The 25,392-nt window shown below is 60.2% G+C and carries 19 protein-coding genes; 10 read left to right on the forward strand and 9 right to left on the reverse strand.

Annotation, left to right across the window (positions count from 1 at the left end; translation table 11 throughout):
- Nucleotides 1-25: 25 nt before the first annotated feature.
- Entirely contained in the window at nucleotides 26-1,411 is a 1,386-nt protein-coding gene (locus tag PUN71_RS01305; protein ID WP_277797061.1) for a sugar transferase, read from the reverse strand.
- Nucleotides 1,412-1,853: 442 nt separating this feature from the next.
- On the opposite strand from PUN71_RS01305, the gene PUN71_RS01310 reads away from it, so the two are divergent.
- Both PUN71_RS01310 and PUN71_RS01315 read left to right on the forward strand, forming a co-directional pair.
- Complete coding sequence (locus PUN71_RS01310) at nucleotides 1,854-3,008, forward strand: glycosyltransferase (protein WP_277797062.1); 1,155 nt, start codon at nucleotides 1,854-1,856, stop codon at nucleotides 3,006-3,008.
- Between the two features lie 40 nt (nucleotides 3,009-3,048).
- Nucleotides 3,049-4,914, forward strand: coding sequence for a glycosyltransferase (locus PUN71_RS01315; protein WP_277797063.1), 1,866 nt, complete (start codon nucleotides 3,049-3,051; stop codon nucleotides 4,912-4,914).
- Nucleotides 4,915-4,999: 85 nt separating this feature from the next.
- On the opposite strand, the gene PUN71_RS01320 is transcribed toward PUN71_RS01315, so the two are convergent.
- The 5 genes from PUN71_RS01320 to PUN71_RS01340 form a co-directional block, all read right to left on the reverse strand.
- Nucleotides 5,000-6,013, reverse strand: a complete 1,014-nt coding sequence (locus tag PUN71_RS01320) for a glycosyltransferase family 4 protein (protein WP_277797064.1) — start codon at nucleotides 6,011-6,013, stop codon at nucleotides 5,000-5,002.
- A gap of 2 nt (nucleotides 6,014-6,015) precedes the next feature.
- A complete protein-coding gene (locus tag PUN71_RS01325) occupies nucleotides 6,016-7,050 on the reverse strand; it encodes a polysaccharide pyruvyl transferase family protein (RefSeq protein WP_277797065.1) in 1,035 nt (344 codons plus the stop codon).
- Nucleotides 7,051-7,082: 32 nt separating this feature from the next.
- Nucleotides 7,083-8,600, reverse strand: a complete 1,518-nt coding sequence (locus tag PUN71_RS01330) for a lipopolysaccharide biosynthesis protein (protein ID WP_277797066.1) — start codon at nucleotides 8,598-8,600, stop codon at nucleotides 7,083-7,085.
- A 142-nt stretch (nucleotides 8,601-8,742) separates the two neighbouring features.
- Nucleotides 8,743-10,224, reverse strand: a complete 1,482-nt coding sequence (locus PUN71_RS01335) for a tyrosine-protein kinase domain-containing protein (protein ID WP_277797067.1) — start codon at nucleotides 10,222-10,224, stop codon at nucleotides 8,743-8,745.
- Nucleotides 10,225-10,757: 533 nt separating this feature from the next.
- On the reverse strand, nucleotides 10,758-12,212 hold the full coding sequence (locus PUN71_RS01340) for an O-antigen ligase family protein (protein WP_277797068.1): 1,455 nt from the start codon (nucleotides 12,210-12,212) through the stop codon (nucleotides 10,758-10,760).
- Between the two features lie 347 nt (nucleotides 12,213-12,559).
- Between PUN71_RS01340 and PUN71_RS01345 the strand changes: the two genes are divergently transcribed.
- From PUN71_RS01345 to PUN71_RS01370, 6 genes are all read left to right on the forward strand, one after another.
- Entirely contained in the window at nucleotides 12,560-13,390 is an 831-nt protein-coding gene (locus PUN71_RS01345; protein ID WP_277797069.1) for an MBL fold metallo-hydrolase, read from the forward strand.
- 795 nt (nucleotides 13,391-14,185) lie between these two features.
- Entirely contained in the window at nucleotides 14,186-15,436 is a 1,251-nt protein-coding gene (locus PUN71_RS01350) for a MinD/ParA family ATP-binding protein (protein ID WP_277797071.1), read from the forward strand.
- A gap of 105 nt (nucleotides 15,437-15,541) precedes the next feature.
- A complete protein-coding gene (locus PUN71_RS01355) occupies nucleotides 15,542-17,752 on the forward strand; it encodes an acyltransferase family protein (RefSeq protein WP_277797072.1) in 2,211 nt (736 codons plus the stop codon).
- Nucleotides 17,753-18,185: 433 nt separating this feature from the next.
- Nucleotides 18,186-18,536 (forward strand): acyltransferase, encoded by a 351-nt coding sequence (locus PUN71_RS23140; protein WP_502859872.1) that lies wholly within the window; start codon nucleotides 18,186-18,188, stop codon nucleotides 18,534-18,536.
- A gap of 255 nt (nucleotides 18,537-18,791) precedes the next feature.
- Nucleotides 18,792-20,192 (forward strand): glutamate decarboxylase, encoded by a 1,401-nt coding sequence (gene gad / locus PUN71_RS01365; RefSeq protein ID WP_277797074.1) that lies wholly within the window; start codon nucleotides 18,792-18,794, stop codon nucleotides 20,190-20,192.
- 23 nt (nucleotides 20,193-20,215) lie between these two features.
- Nucleotides 20,216-21,085, forward strand: coding sequence for a class II glutamine amidotransferase (locus PUN71_RS01370; RefSeq protein ID WP_277797075.1), 870 nt, complete (start codon nucleotides 20,216-20,218; stop codon nucleotides 21,083-21,085).
- A gap of 29 nt (nucleotides 21,086-21,114) precedes the next feature.
- Here the strand turns inward: PUN71_RS01370 and PUN71_RS01375 are convergent, their stop codons facing one another.
- Nucleotides 21,115-21,840 carry a hypothetical protein gene (locus PUN71_RS01375; protein WP_277797076.1) on the reverse strand — a complete coding sequence of 242 codons (726 nt, stop codon included), beginning with the start codon at nucleotides 21,838-21,840 and terminating at the stop codon, nucleotides 21,115-21,117.
- A gap of 167 nt (nucleotides 21,841-22,007) precedes the next feature.
- Between PUN71_RS01375 and PUN71_RS01380 the strand changes: the two genes are divergently transcribed.
- Complete coding sequence (locus tag PUN71_RS01380; RefSeq protein ID WP_277797077.1) at nucleotides 22,008-22,367, forward strand: hypothetical protein; 360 nt, start codon at nucleotides 22,008-22,010, stop codon at nucleotides 22,365-22,367.
- Between the two features lie 11 nt (nucleotides 22,368-22,378).
- On the opposite strand, the gene PUN71_RS01385 is transcribed toward PUN71_RS01380, so the two are convergent.
- The gene (locus tag PUN71_RS01385) at nucleotides 22,379-23,284 is read right to left on the reverse strand and encodes a DMT family transporter (RefSeq protein WP_277797078.1); all 906 of its coding nucleotides are present in this window, start codon (nucleotides 23,282-23,284) and stop codon (nucleotides 22,379-22,381) included.
- Between the two features lie 232 nt (nucleotides 23,285-23,516).
- Complete coding sequence (locus PUN71_RS01390) at nucleotides 23,517-23,735, reverse strand: hypothetical protein (protein WP_277797079.1); 219 nt, start codon at nucleotides 23,733-23,735, stop codon at nucleotides 23,517-23,519.
- Between the two features lie 381 nt (nucleotides 23,736-24,116).
- Here PUN71_RS01390 and PUN71_RS01395 point away from each other — a divergent pair, with 381 nt between their 5' ends.
- Complete coding sequence (locus PUN71_RS01395) at nucleotides 24,117-25,349, forward strand: glycosyl hydrolase (protein ID WP_277797080.1); 1,233 nt, start codon at nucleotides 24,117-24,119, stop codon at nucleotides 25,347-25,349.
- Nucleotides 25,350-25,392: the final 43 nt, after the last annotated feature.

The following is a 25,392-nucleotide window of genomic DNA, read 5'->3' on the forward strand; positions in this document are numbered from 1 at the left end:
CTTGTATCCAAGGAAATTTCAGCGGTTAGTAGGCGCCGGTACTTTGAAACACAGCGCGTGCCGTCCGGAGCAGAATCAGCAGGTCGCCGGCGAGAGACCAATTTTCCACGTAGTAGAGGTCTAGCCGAACCGAGTCTTGCCAGGAAAGGTCCGACCGGCCGCTTACTTGCCATAGGCCTGTTAGCCCGGGCTTGACCAGCAACCGGCGACGCACATCGTGCTCGTAAGCCTCGACTTCTCGAGGAAGGGGAGGCCGTGGCCCTACCAAGCTCATGGAGCCGGCAAAGACGTTGAACAACTGGGGGACTTCATCCAAACTGTAGCGACGCAAAAAGCCGCCGATGCGAGTGACGCGCGGGTCATTCTTCACTTTGAAGAGAACCCCGTTGCCTTCATTCTGAGCGGCTAGCTCTTCGAGGCGGGATTCGGCATCCACCACCATGGAGCGGAACTTCAACATCTTGAAGGGAGTTCCTTCGATTCCCACGCGTTCTTGGCGGAACAATACAGGGCCACGGCTATCAAGCTTCACAGCGAGTGCGATGAAGGCCATCAAGGGAGATGAGCAGAATATGAGGGCTGCAGCTACCGTGATGTCGAAGAGCCGTTTCGCAACGCGCTGGCCGCCTTCCAACGTGGGAGTAGTCACATGAATGAGCGGAAGTCCTGCGACCTGCTGCGTATGAATACGAGGCCCGGCGATGTCCGTCAGAGCCGGAGCCATGATGAGGCCAACGTTCCTGGCCGCCAACTCCCAACCCAGATGGCGAAGGGTTTGGGGATGCAACTGTACGCCTGCAGATACGGCCACAGCATCGGCTTGGGATTCACCGATGGCAGCTATGATCGACGGAATTCCCGGGTCTGACCCAAGCACAGGAAGACCCGAAATGGTCTGGCTTTGATTCTTCTCAGGTCCGCCGGGAGTGTAGGCGGCAACGGGGAGGTAGCCGGAGTGCTTTGCTCCGGCCAGCGTGGTCGCCAAATGTGCGACAGCGCTTGGGCCGCCCAGAATCATCAGGCGTGACATGCTGGACCCGCCCTGCCGGTCCACAGAGAGATGCTGTCGGAGCAGCCAACGAGCAAGAAGTAGGCCAAGCAACCCCGCCGGGAGCGCTATACCGACATACCCCCTGGCCGTTTCAATGCGAAGGACATAAGAGACTATGGCCACAATTCCGAATAGCCATAGGGAAGCAGCCGCGACGCGTTTGTACTCGTCTGCCCCCGACCCCAGAATCCGACTTTGTCTGCTGTTCCATGCACCGAGCATCAACCACCAGGCGATCACCAAGGCGATTGAGAGCCCGACATACGAGACGTCTTGTCCTTCGACAACGAGGCTGGGATCAAAGCCAAACCTGACGATGTAAGCGCCAGAAATCGCCCAAACTATTACGAACGCGTCCACGACACGAAGCCTGCGAGACGTTCGATGCCGCCAATCACGTACTGTCCCCAAGTCAGCATCCCCACAAGTTAGATTGTCCGGGAATAAGTCCCGTCGCTACGATACAGCCCTTCCCGAGCGCATCCCTGATTGTTTCATGACACACGCAGCTGCTCTGCCCAGAAACTGCAGTCGCTACGGCGTGGGCGAGGGGGACCGATCTCCTGGTCGCTTTCCATGAGGCTGCTCGCAGGTCATGATTCCCTGTGCGGGTTATGGTTAGCGGGGCGATTAGAACTCTTGCAGCGCCAGATGTGACGTCACCCATACAAGCATTTAATGGAACGAAAACAGCAGGACCGGCAACAAGCGCCGCATGATGCAGCCTCACCTGAATGCGACCATCCCTTGGGGTCGGCGACCGCAAGGGTTAGAAGTAGACACCGCGAGAAGATGGACATAGATGAAGAGCAATTCTGACCGGGAAATCACCCGGTCTGTCGCCATTATCGGTACCAGGGGTTACCCAAGTTACTACGGTGGTTTCGAGACCGCGGTTCGAAAACTTGCGCCGTTCCTTGTGGAGCGAGGCTGGCATACAGTCGTATATGGGCGGCCCGGTGCTGCCCGAATGGACGACCCGGCGCGGGACAAGCGCGTGGAGGCAGTAGAAACACGAGGGCTTGAAACTAAATCCCTAAGCACCCTGACTTTTGGGCTCACATCTGTGCTGCACGCGTGCATTCGGAAGCCGGACGCCGCAATCGTCATGAATGTCGCCAATGGCTTTTGGCTACCGCTGCTCCGGCTCCGGGGTATACCCACTGTGGTTAATGTTGATGGAATCGAGTGGGAACGCGCTAAATGGGGTCGTTTGGCGAAAATGATGTTCAAACTCGGGGCTCGATTAACTGCGTTTTTTGGACAAACGCTCATTGCTGACTCCATGGAGATTGCACGGCGCTGGAAGGTTGACTTCGCTAGGGAATCTGTCTTCATTCCCTACGGAGGCGACGTACCAGAGGACCTCCCACTGGTCCAAGGCTTGGAGCACAGGGGCTACGTACTCATTGTCGCGCGTTTCGTGCCTGAGAACTCTGTTGAGGAGTTCTTTGAGGCGGTACCGACGATTGCCAAAAATTATCCTGTCGTCATTGTTGGTTCATCCGGTTATGGAGGCCCTCTTGATGAAAAAGCGGATGCACTCAGCAGGCAACTCGAGAACGTTCATTGGCTGGGGCATGTAAGTGACGATGCGAAACTGCTCTCACTCTGGCAGCACTGTGGTGTCTACTTCCACGGCCACAGTGTCGGAGGAACGAATCCGGCGCTGGTACAAGCCATGGCGTGTGGTGCGCCGACAGTCGCGCGGGACACGGTGTACAACCGGGAAGTGCTGGGGGAGCGAGGATCATTCACGACCATAGAGCCTCGTGACATAGTCATTGCAGTTCGGAAACTCATGGATGATTCCCGGCTACAGCAAGAAGCGTCCGCCAATGGGCTGACGCGTGCCACAACCACGTACTCCTGGGAAAAGGTCTGTGAAGCTTACGAGCGAGAAGCTGACAGAGCTACTACTTCTCGCCGTGCCGCTATAGCGCCTGTAGCGCGTTAGAGGGCAAGCGCTTTCAATGTCATTGATAAGGGGGAACAGCTTGCTAAGTAATATCGCGGGGGTGGTGGTTCATCATCGCAGCTATGATTCCGTGGCTGGAGTGGTCGACGCCCTACTGGCTCAGGGTCTTAGGCCTGAGAATATCTTGGTTGTCGATAACAGTGAAGAGCCTGACAAGCGCAACCGGCTCCGGCAAGAAATCAATCGCGATGTACCGATCGCGCACACTCTCAACCGTGGATATGCCGCAGCCGTAAACCACGCACGTCATTATTTTTCCGAACGCTCTGAAACCCCCGACTACTTCTTGGTTTCGACGCACGAAGCGAGGCCCTCGAAGGATGCTCTAATGCACCTGCAAGTCGCACTTGAGCATAATCCGCGGGCAGCAGTAGCAGGTCCCACACTGATATCAGGAAGACAGGAAGAATACATCTGGTCGACAGGGGGCTACATTGATCGGCGCACAGGTGTACCAGGCCACTACGATCATAAGAGTGACATCAAGGCACTCGAACGCTATGACTCACCGACACGACGCGCGTGGCTGGACGGTGCATTCTTGCTGTACCGATGGAAAGACATTTCGGAGCGCTCTGTTCCCGAAGGGTATTTCCTGTACATGGAAGAAACCGATCTACATCTAAATTTCCTAAAGTCGGGGCGCGAAGTGATTTGGGTACCTCAGGCTCGTGTATGGCAAGAATCCGGAGGAATTCCACCTTTTTATTTTGCTAGGAACATCCGGATTTTTCTGCGCGAACACGGAGGCCCATTCCGGGCTCATCTGGTTCCGCCGCTCATCGTAGGTCGAAGAATAGTTGCCGATCTAGTTCGGGGACGAGGTATCGGTAGAGTGAAGGAATATCTACGTGGTCTTTTCGCGCAACTGCCGTCAGTAAGCACTTCGCCCGAGGAAATATGCCATGCGCACCTTGTTAACCCGCTGGGAGCTGCGCTGCTTCATTATGAAAATGAATTAACAAGCGTACTGCGGGAAGTCGGGCTGACCGTTTCTTCAGCAAGGATCCTGGAACCGTCTGCTAGTGGAAATAACCCGCTGGGTTGGTTGGCAAAGTACGGCGCAACCCTGGTACAAGCACGTTTCACAGCAACAAAACACTCGATAACGGTCATCACATGGCCCGTGCTGGGCTACTTGGACGTGGTGCTTATCGGACTGCTGGGGCTTCGGAACGTGGCAGTTGTATTGCATGACCCGCAGCCTCTTGTGCGATCAGTGGGCTATTCAGAGTGGGCCAAGAGGTTCGCTTGGTTATTTCGGTCCCGGATCCGGATTCTTGCCCACAGCAACCAGGCTCGCGAAGCAATTGACGACTCCGCATTCAATGTAGACGTACTGCCGCACCCGATTCTTCGCCCCGCGACCGAAATCCGATCCCGCTCAGAGTCGCTCCCCGTAGTCAGGGTCTTGGGGCAGTACAAAGCTGACAGAGACTTGGAAGCACTTCGCCGACTGGGGCAGGACCTTTCGGATGCAGCCATCTTCGAAGTTCATGGAAGAGGATGGCCCGCGATCGACGGCTGGAAGGTCGTAGAGGGTTTCGTCGATGAGGAAAAGTTGGACGAGTTGATGGCGGACAGTGCCGCGGTACTTATTCCATACAAGCGATTCTTTCAGAGTGGGATTGCAGTGAGAGCCTTGGAACAAGGAACGCCATTTGTTGGTCCGCGGGACAGTGTGCTGGCCGAGATGCTTGGCCGCGATTCCAATCTTTTAGTCAATTCGGATTCGGAGAGTTCGTGGAAGCAAGCGGTCAAATATGCAATAGCTGAGGGCCCCCAGTTAGCAAGGCAGGCGGCAACCGGTTGGCGGGAGAAGAATATTCGCGAATGGTCCGCTTGGACCCAAGGTGCCGATGTGAGGACAAGGGACAAGCGTTAGGGCGGGCATGCACCAGGAGGGCCCTAAGGTATATGCCTTAGGGCCCTCCTGATGGTAGACCCGGGTGTTGACGTCGCAGCACCCGTTACTTCTGGATAATTGACGAAAGAGATCTGGCCATTTGTCGGGTGGTGTGTTGCAGCTCGACTTTCTGGCGCCCTTTCTTCCCCATCTGCGCGGCCGTGTCAGGATTGTTCAAAAGGTCGAGTATTCCCGCAGCCATGGATTCAGCGCTCTGCGGCTCCACCAAAAGCCCTGTACGACCGTGATCCACGTAGTCGGACATTCCTGAGGTATCGCTGATCACCACGGGCCGGGCAGTCGCCATAGCCTCGAGTGCAACTGTCATGCCTGATACATGAATATTGGGCCGGGTCGCTACGGCAACCACAGAAGCGGCCTGATAGTACTTCCTGAGCTCGGTATGCGGCATCAATGGCAGGGTCCGTACACCCGCTGGTGCTGTTAATGACGCCATTGTTTGGACCGCTACATCCACGTCGGGCCGCACCCGCTTCACTTCCTCCAACGCTTCAAAAAGAGTGGACGGGTCTCTATCCCGATCGCGCCCTACGCTTAGGACGAGAGGCTTGTCAGGGTAAGTGCAGGGTGGAAAGAATTCTTGGTCGATGCCAAAGGGTAAGAATGAAATAGGGGGTGCATCGGGCCCCAACCAATTTCGGAGTACTTCTTCCTGGGCACGGCTCAGTACCCAAAGGCCATCAAATTTAGGAAGAATCCTGCGAAGGATAACATCCTTTGGATTGAACTCTCTGCGGGCGAGGCGGTCAGTTGCCCATATGACTCCGGCAAACTTCTTCGCTCGTGGCCTCTGTACGAAGAGACGTATTGCAGTATCCTCATCCCAAGCAATCGCTGTATGTGCATCCGGTCGAGTGCGAAGGCCGGCCACACCTGTCTTCAGGACAGACAACGGTCTCAGCGGTAACGCCTCAGCCCATAGGGGCGCGTCTTTGGCGCCAGATTGAATCTGGTGCAGTCCATAGGGCCAGCGATCCGGAACCATGCCTTGGGCATGTGCCCTCTCCCAGCCCGGCACATCGCGTCCAGTCGCATAAAGGACCTCGACAGTATTCAAGTTCATCCCTTCCCCGTCAATATGTGCGCAGCCATCTCCCTGGCCTCACTGAGGGACGACGCGAAATGAGCTGAGGGAAACTCGTGGGTGTAATCGTCGTAGATTGATCGGACTTTGCCGTAGGAGTTATCCAGAACGACGTGAGGAATCTGCATCATAGAAGCAAGCACGTGGGCATGAAGCCTGTCTGTGACGATGAGCTTACGGTTGCGAAACTGGTCGAGACCAGCCCTGAGGTTCAAACTGAGCATTTGCGCATAGGAAGAGGCAAGCAAGTTACTGGTCATTTGTGAATCTAGGAGTAGGCGATGCTGTCTCGCGATCCTTCCTGGAAGCTTCGTGCTCTTCCACTTCGCAAGCTCCATCCCTCGCAAGCCCCAGTCTGCGACTTCGACGCGACCGAAGTCACCAAGCTCGCCTGCAAGGCTGGCAGTTGAACCTTTGGCTTCCGTATCGTTGCGCGCCAGGATGAGAATCTCGCGGGTCTCGTCCGAAGCAGCAACGTCTGGGGTCCAACCCAGGGCCATGTCACGGACAAACATTGTCCGAACCGACGGAAGTAGCTTCTCCGCCCTGTGCATAGAGTTCTCATCACGCAGCATGACGGTCAGATCCGGGTGGTCACCAAAGATCTTATTTGCTTCCCTCGCTCTTTCAAACGCGTTGAAATAGAGCGTCTGTGGAAGCTGGATGACCTTTCTCTCGGGAAAATCACGAACTACCTGCTCGCGAAAACTCTGAAACTTGGGCCAGACATCGCCAAGATTTCCACCGCCGTGGAGCAGAATGGCGCCAGTGGGATGCAGTCTCCTCAGAGCGACGGTGCTGTAGCGCTCTATATCGCAGGCGTATCGTACCTCTATGTTTAGAGACTTCAGATACTCCCGCTCACCTGCCCAGATCATTCCATCGCCGACGTTCATATGGGACGGAAAGTCGAGCAACGCGACCTGGTCAAGCCCCTCAAGTGCGTCGAGGAGAGATGCTTCTGTTTGTCGTCTAAATCCGGACAAAATGGATTTCGTCGTTGTGCTCAATACATTTTCCTATCTACGGTTCTAAACCCTGGTTATGCTTCGGTTTTTAGGGAACCTAGCACGGACCGGTACGACCAACTAACACGTGTGAAAAACAAGACGGCGAGGCTTGCTACGGCAAAAAGTACACCCACAAATATCACCCAAGCTGGTTCAGTAAAAAGATTCGTCGACGATGCAGCAGCCAATCCCAACAGCAGAATTGGAAGAGTGGGCCGTGTCACTCGCGTAAACCACACTTTGAAATCCAGCTTCACGGTCCTTGCTGCTGTCAGCAGATAAGCAAACTCCAATATCGGCAAAGGCGCTGTCATTGCCAGTGCCACGCCGATGATGCCTAGCGCAGGAAAGAGTACAAAGGCGAGGCCGGCATACGAGACAAGCCAAAAAATTTGATGGGGAAGAAAAGCGCCGGGACTGCCCGCTGCGTCAGAGGCCGGGATAAGAGGGATATGAAGAGCATTCAGAATTAGTCCCGCAAGCAGCGCACTTGCAGCAGCAGACACCTCTTCTGTTGGCACCGTTCCTCCAAGCCAGACGTCTAGTACTACTGGGAGTGTCACCAGAAGTAGGAGGCAACCAAGCGTGGATACAAGAAAGGCTACAAACAAGAGGTCGTAGAGAACGACACTTGCCCTTCGACTATCGTTTACATACAGCCGGCTTAGCACCGAGCGAAATGGATCTGTGAGCCAACCAATTATCTGTCTGACGCTCGCATAGATGCGGAAGGCAGCATTGAAGTATGCAACTTGGTTTGCATTTCCTAAAACGCCGATGACCAACGTTCCGAACTGGAGTATGGATGCCCCTACCATGGAAACGCTAAACGCGCCCAAGCTGTAACCCATCATCCGTTTCAATTCGCGCTTCGACACATGGCGCCAATGGATTTGGACGAGATGCAGGCGACGAACCTTCCACAAAGCGATGATGGGCGGAATCATAAGGGCCGCCGTCTCCGCCAAGACAACACCAACAATGCTTCCGTCTATCCAGCAGGCCGCCAAAGTCCCCACGACCCGAACGAGGACTCCGACAACTTGGTACGTTCGTTCCACATGCAAGAACCCGGTACCAAACAGTACGGAGCTCATTGGGCGCACAGCCATAGTGGAGAGTATGGCGATGCCAGCTACGACCATGACTACGAAGTCGCTGCTGCTCACACTCTGAAGACCCTCTGCGGCATAGTTGATGGCCACCAAAATATATATCCCTATAGCGACTAAACAGGCTGCTAGGGCCCAAGCATGGGCAGTAGACGCGACAGTATCAGGATCAGCGTCTTGGTCACCGCTCCTGGATCGCGAAAGAAAATGGACTATGGCTGTCCCCACACCCAAATCGAGGAAAAACAAGAAGGACGCGACCGCCAGGAGAAACAGCCAGGTGCCGTAGGCCGCGGGGCCGACGGCCGAGAGCACCACGGGAAGCAAAACGATGCCGGCCACTAGGGAAACGACCCCGGCCAGAGCACTGAATGATATGCCCTTAGCCGTATTGCCTCGGCGGGCGGTGGCGCGACCCGTGCGGGGCAAAGCGGCCATGTGAATTCCTTGCAGCTCAGATTGAAACGGAGAACTCGCTTGAGAGCGACTACCAGAAGCTAGGCGCTGGCTGGCCATCTACGTGTGCCGGCAGACCTGCCCTAACCTTGGGCAGGTCTGCTTGGGATCGGCGGCATAGGTATTAGTTGTGGCCTAGCGGGAATTTGCTGGGGGAGCGGTACGTAGTTGTTGTTTCACCTTGAGAAACCTCGGGGGTACTACGAACCCGAGATGTCGCAGAAGCCTCCCGTCTTGACGACGGGGCTTCGGAGACTTGTTCGTTGCTGTAATAGCTATAGCTGTAGGCGTCAGGACCTTTAATTGGAAGCCTGTTCAGGACGACACCCAGAAGGTTCGCGCCGACGAGATCCAGAGCGCTCAACGACTTTTCTAGGTCTTGTTGAGAGATCTTTTGAGACCCTATAACCAGTACTGCGCCGCCGACGTGCCGCGAAAGAACGGCTGCATCCGTGACGGGTAGTAGTGGCGGTGCGTCAATGACGATCGAGTCAAAAGCTCCTTCAAGACCTGCGATAAGGCGTGCCATGTCCTCCGACCCCAAGAGCTCGCTTGGATTCGGGGGAATCTGCCCTGAAGTGAGGACGTGAAGATCGTCTTCACCCCAGGGTTGAAGGAGGTCGTTGACATGCGCTGTCCCCACCAGCGCCGTTGTCAGCCCTGCATTTCTGTCGAGGCCCAGGTAGTCATGCACCATGGGCCGACGGAGATCGGCGTCTATGAGACAGACGGAATTCCCGGCCTGCGCCAAGGCAATTGCAAGGTTTGTGGCAGTTGTGCTCTTGCCCTCTCCGGGCAGCGAGGAAGTGACTAAAACCGACTTAGCGTGGCCGGTGACATTAGCGAACTGAAGATTCGTTCTAAGCTGACGGAAGGATTCGGCCCGAGGGCTTTGTGTTGCTGTTTGTGTGAGGAGTGGCTTCCGGGTCGCTGCGGGATCGAAGCTGATGCCACCGAGCAGTGGAGCGTCAGTTACTCGGCGAACATCAGCTTCACCTCGGATTCTAGTATCAAGCGTCGACCTCAAGAGAGATACGCCCGCGCCCACGGCGAGACCCACCAGTAGGCCGAGAAGCAGATTGATCTTGGTATTTGGGGCCGAGGGGGAAGTCGGTGCAGTCGCGGGGGTTATTACCGAAAGGCTGACCGGTGATGTGCCGCCAGTCTTCGGCTTTTCTAGAGTGTCAACAGCCTTTATCAAGCTATCAGCCACCGCCTGAGCTGTTGCTGCCGCCTGAACGGCACTGCTGTCCTGTACTGAAATCGTAATGAGAACAGTGTTGGGGTCTGTTGTTGCTTTTATCCGAGCTGCCAGGTCCTGAGGGCTGACAGCTAGGCCTAACGAGTCGATAGCCGGCTGCAGTACGACAGGGGAAGAAACCGTCTTGACGTAGGACTGTACTCGCGCCTGACTGAACGTGTTCCCCTGTTGAAGCTCCTGGACGGATCCGGAACTCTGAATGGCTACAAACAATTGCGTCTCAGCGGTATAGGTAGGCTTCGTAAGAATGGAGTAGGTCCCGCCCGCGAGTAGACCCGCCAAGGTGACGGCCACTATAAGGGTCCAGTTACGTCGAAAAGTGCGCAGGTACTCGCGTAGGTCCAAGCTCGGGCCCCTTAGTTGATGGAGGGGGCATTCAGACCAGCCGCCCCCAGAACGGCAATATGCGTGAAGTCCAAGCAATTCTACCTTGGACTCGGTGTCGACCTCGTCCGTGTGCTGGTGGAATTGAAGAAGTGGCTCTGGTAGCCAATCCTATGCCGCTGACTGGTGGTGTTCCATCGATGACGGCAGCAGGCTCTCGTTTTGTGGGGCCTCAAAGATTCCGACGGGGCCGACCCTGCTCAGGGATGTTGCGGGTCCAGGCGCGATATCCGGAAATCTTGATGCCTAACCCACCGTCCACTGGAGTCTGGCGGCGTCTAACTCGGAAATTCCGAGGATTATGTGTCAGGGTTAATGGGTTTTATACCTGAAGGCGACCTTAGCCTAAATGGAGATCCTATTTGGCAGGCGCTTCTCGTGCGTATGCCGGTCGGTTCCGACAGAAGATTGCCGCGGCTGCCTGCCCAAGAAGATTCTTCCTCCGGCCCATGTTTTCACGGCGGCTCTCCGGCGGTCGCACAATGTTGGTGGCTCTATTCCGTGGTGGAATTAATGGAAAGAGAGTTGCTTGCAGGTGCTAGCCGTAAGTCGGTCGCGGGACTTTCTTCGTTCCTCCTGGCAGCGGCGATCAGTAATCCAAAGAGAGTGCCAACGGCTAGGCTTCCGCCATTGCCAACGTCGTTTGGGAATGGGGCAAAGGCAATAGCCACAAGAAGTCCAGCGTTTGCTGCCGCAAGTCCCAGGAGGACGTCGTTTTTCGGCTGCTTAAACGATTGCAGTGTCGGCGAAAGAGCGAAATACAGGAATACAGCGAGTCCAAGGAGTCCCGCCTTAACCATGATCCATAGGTAAAAGTTGTGTCCGTAATACTGTCCCTTAGTGGCCGAGAAGCTACCCGGAGGTCCGCTCGGTGGCCGATATGCGAAACCGAAGCCGTGGCCTGTAACAGGGGATTCGGCTATTGCCGCGACAAGGTAAGAGTCTTCGTTGACCCTTGCTATGGCCGATGTGTCATCTGCGAGGGTGGAGGTATCGAGGCCACCGAGTACGCGGGTCGAGAAGGCATTGAGTTGTGCGATGACGTAGTCGCCACCAGGCAACCCGACGGATGCGTGCGCCAAGACAAGGATGAGTACAGGAAAGCCGATTACAAGGGACAATTTGGCGATAACAGTCAGAGAACTCAAGGCCCGGGCGGCAATGATCGCAAAAATCGCCGCGACTAGAAGCGCCAGAAAACTGTTTCGGGAAAATGAGAGAAAAGATAGTGCCAGGGAAGGTATCAGATAAGGTGCTGCTTGCCTGATTGTTGTTCTATTGGAGATTAAGAGTGCAATTCCGACTGAGGCGACTAGGACCGCCAATTGGGAGGCCGAAGTTAGATACCGTGTGCCTTCACTACTTCCGGCGCCCGAACTGCTAAGAAAAAGCGCAGCAGCTTCTGATCGTCCTGCCACGGGAAATTTCAAAACGGATGCCGCAATGGTGACCGCCAAGGACACCCAAAGGGAAATCCTGATCAACTTCAGCGAGATGTTGGCGTGCGGCGTGCCGTATACGCGAGACGCCACAAATGCTGCCAGCAAAGTGGCGAGCAATCCACGTCCATCACCAATAATTTCAAGCGTCGGATGCTGTTGGGCCACTCCGGTCAAGGTGGCACAAAGAAGGAGCAGTGCGACCCCGGTGAAGCGGAATCTGGACACCTTGGGGTGTGGATGGGTTAGCAGGGACCAAATCGCTGCAACGATTAGGAACGGCTCGAACAGGAAGACTGTTGTTGATCCGATTTGTACGCTATATGGGATTACCGCCGGGAATGCAGTAAGCCCAACGGCAATCGTGGCGTACAGCGACCATGAAGGTCTTAAGGCCATCAGTGTAAGTCCGCATATTCCGAGCACGGTGACGGCGGCGATGACGGGTCCAAAAACCAGGATCAGCGCGATCGAAAGAGCTGAAATGCCCGCTATTATGGCCCCATACATGGGGTTCAGATTAGCAGAGCAGAACCCAGATGCTTCGCGGAGGAGATCCTGACCAAGGCGGCCACGCTCCTGCGGCCCTGCCTGCAGGTAGGGCTTGTGTTGAATACTCCACGCGATGTTTGGGCGTGACCACCATGGATCGTCTCCCGGTCGGCGAGTGCGAGGAAAGTTTTGGCGACTAGTATCTTCTCCCTACTTTGTGATGAGGGGGCTCTCGTCACGCTTGCTGGTGATGTGACTTTCGAACGCAGTCCCGCGATCCGCATGCGTACGCTTCGCCGTATCGGATGAGTACAATCGAGGACCAAGACCAAAGTGGACGAGTTGCTCGGAGGTACGGAGAAACAATGTCGGAATGGCTCGAAGTCGGCATGGACAACTATGTACTCGTCACTGAAGGATCCCTGCTGAACACGGGTCTGATCGTCGGTTCCCAACGTGCCATGGTCATCGATACCGGCTGTGGACCTCGTCAGGGACGCGAGATCTTGAATGCAGTCCGTGAGAAGACGCACCTTCCTCTCGTCGTGGTCAACACCCACGCCCATTACGACCATTTCTTCGGTAACGCAGTCTTCGCCGAAGGCGGGGCCACTGAATTCTGGGCACACCAAAACTGCGCCATGGAAATCGACCAGAGGGGCGACCTGCAGCGCCGGCACGTTGGAACGCTCGAGCCCGAAATGTCGGCCGGTGAGGGGGACAACGTCGAGATCGTGGTGCCCAACGCGATCGTCAAAGATCGGCCCGTCCTTGTTGATCTCGGTGGCCTGACCGTAACTCTGTTTTATCTGGGGCGCGGCCACACCGACGGCGACCTCCTGGTGGGCACGCCCACTACTCTCTATGTCGGCGACGTCGTTGAACATGGCGCCCACCCCTCCTTTGAAGACTCCTACCCGGAAGAATGGGCCGACGTGCTCCGGCATATATCGGCGCTTCGCCACCGATACGAGTTCCTCATCCCGGGACACGGAAAGCCCTGCAGTGACCAGTTCGTCAAGACAATGGCCAACACCATGAGCACGGCTGTCCGTCAGGCCCGGCAGTCCATCCGCGACACCCCGAGTGATGCCACCAAAGCCATCCCGGTACTGCCCTACGGCCCGGAGCAGTCGCGCTGGTTCATCAAACGGCTGCAGGAGACCAATCGGAAACCGCAGGAAACGGCGCAATAAGAGAGCTTCATCAAGCAACTCCTCAGGGCTTGATGGATTCGACTATCCCTCCACGTGAAGGCCCTTCAGACTTACGAAGCGTTACTAACAAGAAGGCCGCGGCAGCCCCAAGGACTGCCTTCGGATGATTCCTCGCTGTCATGGTTCTCGTAATCGCCGGACCGCGCGCTCTCCGCGGCCGTATCGATGGGTTTTGATGACCCGCAACTTCCGTGTGACATGACTTGTCAAATTCGGAGCCACGTGTTTAGGTCATGATCAGTAAGGAAGCTTATGACCAATGGAGATTATTGTGGCTTTGTCTGACTACGCCCTGGCGCTATGCGCGCTATTGGGCACGCTGCTGGTACCTTTTGTTGTCCTGTACCAGATGCTGCGGCTCAAGCGCCGTGCACTCCGGATCCCCGTCCGCCCCGCCCCCCGAGGTAACCAGCGCTAACCATGCCGTATGTCGACATTAATCCCCACAAAGGCCGCCCCAAATGGGTGGGATACACAATTCTTGCCGTTCTCCTGGTGCTCACAGTGGCCGTTGTTTCAGCTGCGCTCCTCCACCACTGACCGGCACCGTTGAACTCCCAATAGCGCCAGGAGCCCCTACCGGACCCCCTAGACTTACAGACTGAACCAGTGCCGCAGAACCGTTTGCCGAAAACGTCCGGGGGGACAGACATGCCAGATCCGGCGGATCAGAATGCAGGCGCCCAAGCAGAGGATGCAGGGCAGCCGCAGCTGCGCCGACGCCGCGACCTACGTCGTGCCGACGGCTCGCTTCAGGATGCCTGGACAGGAACCATGCCAGCAGTAAACCCTTCCCCTTCCAGCCCGAACGACGCCGGCAAACCAGCGACCCGACGCACGTCCTGGGCCGAGGCAGCTGCCGCGGCTGATGCCACCAAGCCGTCCCGCGCACCATCGCCTGCTCCGGCGCCACCGGTGCCACCCACCCGGCAGCCTGCTTCCGATCCCGCGGGGGCAGCCATAGCGTCCGTGCCGTCCGGCGCTCCTGGTGACGCTGCCCCGGAAGCTGCTGTGCCGCCGTCGGACGCACCCTCCGAGACTCCGTCCTTCCGCCGCAGTCGGCCCACCGTAGCCGACGCGATCGAAGGCAGCCCGATGCCGGACTTCATCAGTTCGCCCGGACTGTTCGTCAAGGAGCAGAAGCCCCGGCCCGTTGGCGGCATTCGCGGAGCCCTATACAAGCTGAGTGGGGGCGCCTGGAACCTGGGCCCCGGCCCCAAACAGCGCCAGGAGGACGAGCTGGCCCGCCGCATTTCGCGGCAGCTGCAGGGCAGCTACAACACCGCAATCCTCAGCCTCAAGGGCGGGATCGGCAAGACCTCCACCACGGTTGGTGTGGGTTTGACCCTTGCCGAATACCGCGGTGACGCGCCGTGTGCCATTGATGCCAATCCGGACTCGGGCGACCTGGTGGAGCGTGCCCTGGGCGAGGGGATCTACCAGCAGGCAAGCCCGCGGACCATTACCGACCTGCTGGAGAACATCGAGTCCATTGACTCGCTCACGGCCCTGGCACGGTACATGCACCATGCCGGCAGGCTGCACCTGATCGCGGGGGAGCAGGACCCGGAGGTCTCGGACTCCCTAACGGCGGAGGAATACCTGCGGATCCGCAAGCTCATCTCCAGCTACTACTCCGTGGCATTGACCGACTGTGGCACCGGCGTGACCCACAATGCGATGAGCGGGATCCTGCAGTCGGCGGACAACCTGGTCATCGCTGCCGGCTACGCGGTGTCCGGTGCCAAGCGTGCACGCAGCACCCTGCACTGGCTGGCCAGCCACGGCTACGAGGACCTGGCCCGGAACGCGATTGTGGTGATCACGGACAAAGACGAGGTGTCGTCCCGCGTGGACAAAGATGCTATCGAGGAGCACCTGGCCGGGATCTGCCGCGAACTGATCGCAGTGCCGCATGACCGCGGCGTGGCCGATGGCGACCTGGTCACCCTCGACGTGCTGAAGCCGGAGACGCGTCGGGCTTACAAAGAGATCGCGGCCGCGATTGTGGACGGGTACCGGTAACTGCAGTCGACTTGCCTTGATTGTCCAGTAGTTGCTATCGGGAACTTAACTGGTCTTACGTGCCCGTAGAATGGCCCGTGAGTCTCATTTCTTCTGGGGGAAACAATGCGTAGTTCCGCGACCGCGATCAGGCGTGCCACGGCGGCGAAAGCCGAGCCGGGCAAGTCACTTCAGCGGCTTGATATCCAAGGCCTTCGTGCCTTGGCCGTCCTGTCTGTCATCGCAGACCACCTCTTTAGGTTTCCGGCTGGTGGCTTCGTTGGTGTCGACGTCTTCTTTGTGATCTCGGGCTTTCTGATCACTGGATTGCTCATACGGGAACATGCCAGGTCTGGGCGGATTTCATTCGTCGAGTTCTATCGGCGTCGAGTTCGGCGTATCACGCCAGTTGCCGTGTTGGTCCTTGCAACTACGGCGGCTGCGGCGTGGTTAATCTATACAGCGACCAGAGCGCAGGCAGTGGCTGTCGACGCTATTTGGTCCTTCTTCTTTGCAGCGAACTGGCATCTGGCTCTCGTGGGTACGGATTACATGCAGAACCAAGGGCCTGTTTCGCCCTTGCAGCACTACTGGTCTCTTGCTGTCGAAGAGCAGTACTACATGGTGTGGCCAATAGTAATGGTCGTGATTCTTGGTTTCGGCTTCAAGTCTGAGCGGCAGCAGCGGGCACGCAAGACCATTCTTCTGTCCGTTCTGGTTCTCCTCACGGCATGCTCCTTCGCATGGGCCTTGCATGAGTCCGCAACGTCACCTTCGTGGGCCTACTTTTCGACCGTTTCTAGGGCGTGGGAACTCGGTGTGGGCGCAATTCTCGCTGCCTCGACTGGCCTCCTGGCACGAATACCCCAAGGTGTCCGGCCCGCACTAGGGTGGTCTGGTTTTGTTGGCATCCTCGCCAGTTTGTTCATCGTCACCCCAGAATCGACTTTTCCGGCTCCGTGGGCGGCTCTTCCGGTATTAGCCACAGGACTGGTTATCGTTTCGGGAACCGGCAGCTCGAAGGACTTCCTGAAACCGCTAACAAATCGAGTAGCGGGCTACATCGGTGACATCTCATATTCCCTATACCTTTGGCACTGGCCAGTCATCATCCTCTTGACGGCTTATGTCCCGGCAACGCAACCCATTTATTTCTATCTTGCACTTGCGATGTCTGTCGGCCTTTCGGTCTTGTCGTACCACTTTGTAGAAGACAAGATTCGCCGGTCCTCGTGGCTAGACGCGGGTAAGAGGAGGGCACCTCGAACGCGCCGACCATTCCGCCTGCCTCGCCTCCCGTTGAGTGCTGGGCTATCCAGTAAGGCTACATATATTGCTCTCGCTGTACTTGCCGTAGTAACTGGCGGGACGTCATTGGTTGCTCTAACTCCTCAAGATTCACCCTCCTCTGCTGCGTACGTGGCGGCACCTAACGCCTCAGGTTCTGCCGCTGCTACTGCGCCAAAGTTCAGTCCGGCGGTGCAAGTAGTCCAAGACAAGATCGCTGCTTCCCTGGCCAGCACCGCCTGGCCCGAGCTCAGCCCTTCTCTCGACGCACTTGGAAACGCCTCATGGGCGCCGGAGGTGTACGCGGATCGCTGCCTCACAGTGCCAGTGGACAAATGGGGTGTCGACTGCGTGTATGGCGACCAGAAGTCCTCCAAGGTGGCAGTCGTCTTGGGGGACAGCATGGCTGCTAGTTGGATGCCGGCCATTCGAGGGGCACTTGAGCCTCAGGGCTATCGTATCGAGATGCTCACCAGGTCTGCCTGCCCAGTCTTTGCCGTGACACTCGCCAATAAGGACCAGGAAGCTTGCGGATCACATCGAGCGGCTTCATTTGCCTACGTTGCCGATCACAAGCCGGACTTGATCGTCATCGCCAACCTAGACTCAATCGGCAACACCGTTGCTGGGAAGGACGTGGCGGCAGCGATGGCAGAGTGGGAAACCGGGGGGCGTGACAGCATATCCAAATTGAACAGTGCGAGGCAGATCGTGATGCTTAGCGTTCCACCTCGTGGCCCTAATCTGAACGATTGTGCGGTAGCTGGTAGCACACCCAAAACCTGTACAGCCCAAATTTCTGACTTCTGGTGGAAAATCACTGCCCGCGAAAAGGCCGCCGTAGCAGCGGAAGGCAAGGCTAACGTGCCTGTACGCTACGTTGATGTCGCAAATTGGTTCTGTACGCCGAACGCCGTTTGCCCGCCTTATATCGGCAACCACCCTGTGCGCGTGGATGGCATCCACATGGTGGGCGAATATACCGCGACATTATCGGCTGTTGTGGCTGAAGCATTGAACGGTGATCAGGCCGTATCCTTGAAGCCATGACTTCCTGGGGGAACACAAAACTGCGCCTTGCCATAGTGCTGGCAGTTCTTTTCTGCGTTTTCTCCTTCGCGACCACCGCCCTGCCCGCGAACCTGCCTGCCTTTGGGCGCGTTTCCTTGTTAGGCCTTACCGCTGGGCTATTTAGCTTTGCCGGAGTACGGGCTCATGGCCTACCAAAGAGCAAAGATCATTAGTTATGGAATCCTTGAAAGTCCGACTCAAATCCAGCGCTCTTTGGCCTAAGCTCCGCGGCGCCAAATCAGGGGCCGCCTTCGCCGCAGGGGAAGTTGTGGGCAGCATTCCGTCCGGCACACTCCGAACCCTGGGCGCAAAGCTCATGGGCATGAAGGTGGCCCCCACCGCAAAGCTGTACCGCTGGCGGGAGGTCCGTGACGCTCAGAACATCAGCGTCGGAGCCGGATCAATCATCGGCATGTGGGCCACCCTGGATGGTCGTAAGGGGATCACGATTGGGAAGAACGTGAACTTCTCCAGCGAGGTAGCGCTTTGGACTCTCCAGCACGACTACAATAGCCCCACGTTCGCCACATCGGGCGGCCCAATCGTCATCGAAGACCGCGCTTGGATCAGCTTCCGCTCGACGATCCTGCCTGGCGTAACGATTGGTGAGGGGGCAGTCGTTGCCGCTAATTCGGTGGTCACCAAGGATGTGCCGCCGTACACGGTCGTCGGAGGCATCCCAGCCAAGAAGATCGGGGAGCGGACTGCGGACCTGTCCTATGAGTGGACCAACGCACGCAGTCACGCTCCCTGGTTCATCTAGCCCGCTCCGAGTACCGCCACCGTTCTCGTCTGAGCGTGACCTGCGCCTACCGGGTGCCGCAGGTCGTTGGGCATGAAAGTGTAATCGGGCAGGTTTCCCCCGTTCGGCGTGTACGTCTGAGGCTACCCTCCCACCCCCCAACCCGCCCCGCCTGCTGCCCTTTCCGCCAAGCCCATGAATAATACGGAGTGCTGGGAACAGCGGAAGTGAGCGGCGGGCGCCTGCCTGCGGCGATGGCGGGCGAAGGGACTGGACATGGCGAGGTCACACCGGAGCGGACGGCACGAGCCCGAAACGAGCGTTGAACTGAACCCCCTGTTCAGCCGGCCGGGGGAGTCCACTATCTTCCCGCGCTTCACCATCCCGGACGGGGAGTCCCTGCCCGGCACCGCCTACCAGGTGGTGCACGACGAGGTGATGCTGGACGGCAACTCCCGCCTGAACCTGGCCACGTTCGTAGGGACCTGGATGGAGCGGGAAGCCTCCCAGCTCTACGCCGAAACGTTCGACAAGAACATGATCGACAAGGACGAATACCCGCAGACCGCGCTGATCGAGACCCGGTGCTGGCGGATGCTCGCGGACCTGTGGAACGCCCCGGACCCGGCGGCCAGCATCGGCACCTCCACCGTCGGCTCCTCCGAGGCGTGCATGCTGGGCGGCCTGGCCCTCAAACGCCGGTGGCAACACCGCCGTCGTGCGGACAAGAAGCCCACGGACGCACCCAACATCGTCCTCAGCTCCGCCGTGCAGGTGTGCTGGGAGAAGTTCTGCAACTACTGGGAGGTGGAAGCCCGCTACGTCCCCGTGTCCGCGGAGCACCCCACCCTGGACGGCCACGATCTGGACCAGTACGTGGATGAAAACACCATCGGCGTGGTGGCCATCATGGGCGTCACCTACACCGGCGCCTACGAACCCGTGGAACAGATCTCCGCCGCCCTGGACCGCATCCAGGCCGGCGCCGGCCTGGACATCCCCATCCACGTGGACGGCGCCTCCGGGGCCATGGTGGCCCCCTTCCTGCAGCCGGAACTGGTGTGGGACTTCCGGCTCCCCAGGGTTGCCTCCATCAACACCTCCGGCCACAAATACGGGCTGGTGTACCCCGGCCTGGGCTGGATCGTCTGGCGGGACCAGCGGGCCCTCCCCGAAGACCTGGTGTTCCACGTCAGCTACCTGGGCGGCGACATGCCCACCTTCGCCCTGAACTTCTCCCGGCCCGGCGCGCAGGTGCTGCTGCAGTACTACCTGTTCCTCCGGCTGGGCTTTGCCGGCTACCGGTCCGTGCAGGCCAGCTCCCGCGACGTCGCCCTCTACCTCTCGCACGAAATCGGAGCCATGGACGCCTTCACCCTGTGGAGCGACGGGTCAGACATCCCCGTCTTCGCCTGGCAGCTCACCGACGGCCACACCCACAACTGGAACCTGCACCACCTCTCCGAACGCCTCCGCATGAACGGCTGGCTGGTCCCGGCCTACACCCTGCCCGAAGGGCTCGCAGACATCACGGTCCAGCGGATCGTGGTCCGCAACGGCTTCACCCGCGACCTGGCCGCCAGCTTCCTGGCCGACCTCAAGAAGGAAGTGGCCTACCTGGACGCCCTCGCCGCGCCCATGCCCCCGCAGAAACAGAAGGAAGCGTTCCACCACTAGCCCCGCGCCGAAGGGAGCGTCCCATGTGCCGGTTGTTCGGGCTGCACGCCGGGTCCCGGCCCGTCCACGCCACCTTCTGGCTCCTGGACGCCCCGGACAGCCTGGCCCGGCAGAGCAGGCGGGAGCCCGACGGCGCGGGGATCGGCACGTTTGATGACGACGGCGGCGCGCGGGTCAGCAAACGGCCGCTCGCCGCATGGGAGGACCACGCCTTCGCCCGGGAGGCACGGCAGCTGACCAGCACCACCTTCCTGGCCCACGTCCGCTACGCCAGCACCGGCGCGCACACCTTGGTGAATACCCACCCGTTCGAGCAGGACGGCCGGCTGTTCGCGCACAACGGCGCCTTCCACGGCCTGGTCCGGCTCGACGGACGCCTGATGGACCTCGGCGTGGCGGGGCTAGTGCAGGGCCAGACCGACAGCGAACGCCTCTTCGCCCTCATCACCGCCGAGACCCGGCGGGCCGGCGGGGACGTGGCGGAAGGCATCACCCGCGCCGTTGAATGGGTGGCCGCGGAGCTGCCCGTCCTGGCCCTGAACATCATCGTGACCACGGCAACCGACCTCTGGGCACTCCGCTACCCGGCCACCCACCCGCTGTACATCCTGGAACGGGACCCGGCAGCCGAGCCCGCCCCGGCCGCACCCCTGGACGCCAGGAGCCCCCGGATCCACTCGCGAAGCACCGAACTCTCGGTAACCCGGTCCGTCCTGTTCGCCACCGAACCCATGACCCACAACCCCGGCTGGCGCCCCCTTGCGTCAGGCGAGCTGGTGCACGTTGACCCGGACCTGGCGGTGACCTGCACCTACCCGTTCCCGGACCAACCCGCCCACCCGCTCACGCTCGCCGACCTGGATCCGTCCGCGGCGGCGTCGCAAACGTCCTGACGGCCAGACCGTCCCGACGGCTGCTGCCTTTACGTGCTGGGCGTTTCCGCCTTCTTCTGCAGCGCCTCGGCCATCTTCTGCACCTTGGCGCCGTAGCCGCCGTTCAGTGCGGTGTCCTTGATCTTGTTCGCCTGCGCATCCAGATCAGCCGGGGCGGCGTTCTTCAGCGCCGTAAGGTCCGACTGCAGGTTCGCGGGAAGCTTGGCGAACAGCTTCGGATGGCTGATCAGCTGGTCGGCCACCTTCTGCAGCCCGGCCCCCGGGTTGTCCGAGCTGAACGCGGTCCGCAGCTCCTGCCGCAGGCCGGCCAGGCCGGTGGCGGTCTTCTCCAGCGCCTCGGCGCGCTTCTGGATCTCCTCGCCGTACCCGCCGGAGAGGGCGGTGGTCTTGATCTTGTACGCGTCCTTCACCCGGTCAGCCGGGGCGGCGTCCTTCAGCGCGGTCACGTCCGTCTGCAGGGCAGCGGGAAGCTTGGCGAACAGCTTCGGATGGTCCACCAAGGCCGCGGCCGCCTTCGCCGCGCGGTCCCCGGCGGCCTGCGGGCTGTCCGCGTTCAGGCGCAGGAAGGCCTGCAGCCCGCCGAAGCCCTTGCCGGCCTTGGCATCCGTGCCGGCATCGGTGGTTGCGGCGGGGGAGGAGGCCGTTGCGGAGACGACCGTTGGGCTGGGGGATGCGGACGCGGCACCCACGCCCGCTGCGGCCATGGCGCCGGCTGCCAGGACTGCTGCAGCCCCGACGCCGATGCGGGTTTTCATCGATGGAATAGATGGCTGCACCACGGTGTGTTCCTTCCAAAAAATCAGCGCTTGCGTCCAACACCGAGCCGTGTGGACACGCACAGCATCACTGTAGGAGCGCATGCTGGGGAAACGCTGAGAGCGGGTCCCTACCTCCACCCGGGAGCGGCACCTATGCTCGGACTATGGAGATGCGAGGTACTGCGGCACAGCCTGGACCGGCCGGAAAACTGGGCCTGTGGCAGCAGCGGACCTGGCTCTGGATTGTGGCTGCGGGACTGGACATCTACATCCTCGGCGTCGTGATCGGGCTGCGGCCCGCCGGCCCGCTCTGCGGCAGCCCCTTGATTCCCACCAGCAAGGCCGCCGAACTGGTCGACCTGGAGCAGGCCGGCATCGGGGCGGCGGCCGCGTGCTACCGGAACATCGATTCCGATTCCATCCCCGTCTGGAGCCTCATCGCCTTGGGGGTGCTCCTGGTGCTGGTGGGCGTCGTGGCCCGGATCATCAACATCCGGCGTTCCACCGCCCGGGACGCCGCCTAAGGGCCTGTGGGCTATCCCGCGGTGACGGGCTTCTTGACGGTTGCCAGCAGGAGGACGCCCGCGACGGCGGTGGCCCCGGACAGCAGGAACAGCACGATGGCCAGCGGGGGAGCGGCGTCGGCCTCGCCCAGGATGGTGATGCCGATGGCGACGGCGACGAGCGGATCGATGACGGTCAGGCCCGCGACCACGAGTTCGGGCGTTCCGCGGGTGTGGGCGTTCTGGACCAGGAAGCTGCCGGCCAGCGCGGCAATGATCAGCCCCGCCAGGCAGGTCAGGGAGAGCCACTCGAAGTCGCCCTGGAACAGGCGGGCGATCACGGTCTTGGCCAGGGCCGCCACGAACCCGAACAGGATCCCGGCACCCGCGGTGAAGATCACCGCGTGCGACCGGTGCCGCCACAGGGCATAGGCCGCGCCGACGCAGGCCAGCACCACGGCCAGCACGATCAGGATGGTGACCAGCTGCCGGTCGGTGATCTCCACGTCCTGCGCTGAGAGCGCCGCCACCGCCACGAACAGTCCCACCCCGCCCACACAGAGCGCGACGGCGGTCAGCGCCCGGCGGCCGGGGGACCGGCGGGTCATCCGGGCGGTGGCGAGCGTGGTGACCACCAGTGCCACGGCGCCGATGGGCTGCACCACGATCAGCGGCGAGAAGCGGAGGCTGGTGAGCTGGAGCAGGATCGCGGCGCCGAGCATCGCCGTCCCGCCCAGCCACAGCGGTTTCCGGATGAGGGCCTGGAGGCGGCCGCCGCCCATGCTTCCCGCGGAGCGGCCGGACGCTGCCGGCTGGTTTTCGACGGCCCGGTGCTGGAACAGCGTTCCCAGGGCGAGCATGACGGCGCCGGCCGCGGCGATCGGAATCCCGAGCCAGTGATAGGACGTCAGTGCGGACACCGCCGCAGCCTGGATCATGATCAGACCTTACCCGCCCGGGCCCCGGGCCAAGCGCCAAAACCAGCCACCCGCCGTCGTACTCCTCCTGTTTGGGGAGCCGCTTCCCTGGGGTGCCGGGCGGGCGTTAAGAAAACGTCAAGGAACTGGCGTTCGGGACCTAAGACCCGGTCGTGGGTCCGCGCGCGGGTCTATGTTGGGTGCAGTGCCGTCGCCCCACGACCCCCAAGTGTGGCGGCGGCACCTCCTGTCTTCAGCCCGTTGCGACGAAGAGCAGGACGAAGGCCGCAGTCAGGGCCAAGCCGGCCCACATGCCGATCCAGCACCCCTTCCTGTACCGCCCGGACTTCCCGCGCCGGTCCGCCATCAGCCATTGGTCATAGAGCACCATCGAGGCCACGAAGGCCACGGCCGAGATGGACAGGAAGACGAACGGCATGGCAGAAGCTGGCCTCTGACGGGCAATCGTCACCCAGGAAAGCTACTCATCATGCTTTCAATTATGGGGCGCACGCCGCCCCCAACGCCGTCCGGTGCCTACCCTAAAACGGAACCCGCAGCGGCGTCCGGGAACGGTGCAACCGCCGAGCCGACGTCCCGGAGCCGCCGTCCCGGTGCCGTCGGAGCATTCGGGATCAGCGGGTGGCCTTCCATCGGCTCGGTGCCATTCCAACCGTTGGCCGTGCGGGGTTCTTCAACGACCATGCCGCGTGTCCCGGCACATTTTTGGCACATTATTCGATCAAGGGGCGATCAGTTTCACCGCAGGGCCTCTACGATCAGGCGTGTGCCGCCTGGTGCACCTGGCCGGCAGCAGGCTTTGCTGCCATGACGATTCTGGGGATCGATTGCCTTGCTTAACTCCATAAAGACGCACCTCGCGGCTGTCGCCGCAGCCCTGGGCCTTGCGCTCGCCCTGACAGTGGTCCAGCCCGCAGCTGCGCAGGCAGCCGCGGGACAGATCTCCCTGAGTCCCACCACCGGACCCGCAGGCTCTGCCATCACCGTCACCGGCACCGGCTTCAGGGCCTCCACCACCGGAACCGTGATCATCGGATCGGCCACCTTCCCCCTGAAGACGACGGCGGCCGGTGCCTTCAGCGCCCCGGCCACCATCCCCGCGGGCGCAACCGGCAAGGTCACCGTGACTGCCAAGACGTCCTCCGTGCAGGCGTCGGCGGTGTTCACCGTGTCCGCGCCCACCACCGCGGTGCCGCCCATCAGCAATGCCAGGCTCCGCTTTGGCGCGGCCACGGCCGGCGGCCCCCTTGCCGGCAGCGAGCTCGACGAGGTGGCGGTCCTTGCCGGCGAAGCCCCGTCCAGCGTGTTGTTCTACGAGGACTTCGCACAGCCTGCCCCCATCACCGAGCTGAACGCGGTCCGGGCAGGGGGCGCCGTGCCGCTGGTGACGTGGGAACCCTGGCTCTGGGGCGGCGGGGTGGACCAGCCCGCCTACAGCCTGGACAGGATCACTGCCGGTGCCTTCGACTCATACATCGCGCAGTGGGGACAGTCGCTGGCAGCCTGGGGTTACCCGGTGCAGCTCCGGTTTGCCCACGAAATGAACGGCAACTGGTATCCGTGGGCCGAAGGCGTCAACGGCAACCAGGCGGGTGACTATGCCCAGGCCTGGCGGCACGTCCACGACGTCGTCGCGGCGCAGGGTGCCAGCAACGTCACCTGGGTCTGGAGCCCGAACGTTCCGTACTACGGCTCCACCGACCTTGCCGGCCTGTATCCCGGTGCCGGGTACGTCGACGTCGTTGCTTTGGACGGCTACAACTGGGGCACCTCCGCCTCCTGGAGCGCGTGGATCTCCCCGCAGGACCTCTTCGGGCCGGGCATCGCCCAGCTTCGGGCACTGGCCCCCGGTGTGCCCATCCTCGTGGCCGAGACCGCCTCCAGCGAATTGGGCGGCGACAAGGCCGCGTGGAACTCGGCGCTGGTGTCCTACCTGGCCGCCCAGCCGGACGTGATGGGGTTCGTGTGGTTCCACATGCAGAAGGAGACGGACTGGCGGATCAACAGCAGCGCCGGCTCTGCCACCGCCTTCAAGAACGCCCTGCTGGCCCGGCGTACTTCCTGACAACGGGTTTGGGCCGCGGCTGGCCAGGGGTTCCAGGTGGAAG

It is taken from the genome of Arthrobacter sp. NQ7, from assembly GCF_029581595.2.
In the GTDB taxonomy this organism is placed as follows: domain Bacteria; phylum Actinomycetota; class Actinomycetes; order Actinomycetales; family Micrococcaceae; genus Arthrobacter; species Arthrobacter phenanthrenivorans_B.